Origin of the sequence: Adlercreutzia rubneri (assembly GCF_009755265.1) — a bacterium.
Taxonomy (GTDB): Bacteria; Actinomycetota; Coriobacteriia; order Coriobacteriales; family Eggerthellaceae; genus Adlercreutzia; species Adlercreutzia rubneri.
The window spans coordinates 1-617 of record NZ_WPOO01000056.1 but is presented as its reverse complement, the minus strand read 5'-3'; the positions used below and the strand labels follow the sequence as shown (position 1 = coordinate 617).

The window sequence follows — 617 nt, the reverse complement described above, 5'->3', positions numbered from 1 at the left end:
ACGTAGCCGTTCTCGGTCTCGAAGACCGGCACCCCGCCGCCGCCGGTGGACACGACCACGTAGCCGTCCTCCACCAGGTCGCGCACGGCGTCGAACTCCACGATGCGCTTGGGGATCGGGGAGGCGACCACCTGGCGCCAGCCGCGGCCGGCGTCCTCCTTGACGGTGATGCCCATGGCCTCGGCCTTGGCCTTGGCGGTCTCCTCGTCCATGAACGCGCCCACGGGCTTGGTGGGGTTCTGGAACGCGGGGTCGTCCTCGTCGACGACGGTCTGGGTCACGATGCAGGCGGTCGAGCGCATGATGTCGCGGGACTTCAGGTCGTTCAGGATGGCCTGGGACAGCTGGTAGCCGATGTAGCCCTGGGACATGGCGCCGGCCTCGGGGAAGGGCATGTCCGGGGTCTTGTCGTCGTTGGCCGCCGCGTAGGCGAAGGCGTTGTTGATCATGCCGACCTGCGGGCCGTTGCCGTGGGAGACGACGACGTTGGTGCCGTCCTGGATCATGTCCACGATGTGCTTGGCGGTGTTCTGCACGAGCTCGAGCTGCTCCTGCGGGGTGTTGCCGAGGGCGTTGCCGCCCAGGGCGATGACAGCGGTCTTGCCGTTGCCCTTTTC

The 617-nt window shown here is 67.9% G+C and carries 1 protein-coding gene; it reads right to left on the bottom strand.

Annotated elements, in window-relative coordinates:
• Positions 1-617, bottom strand: a 617-nt coding sequence (locus GO707_RS11860; protein ID WP_472755563.1) for an amino acid kinase family protein, incomplete at both ends; no start/stop codon positions are given.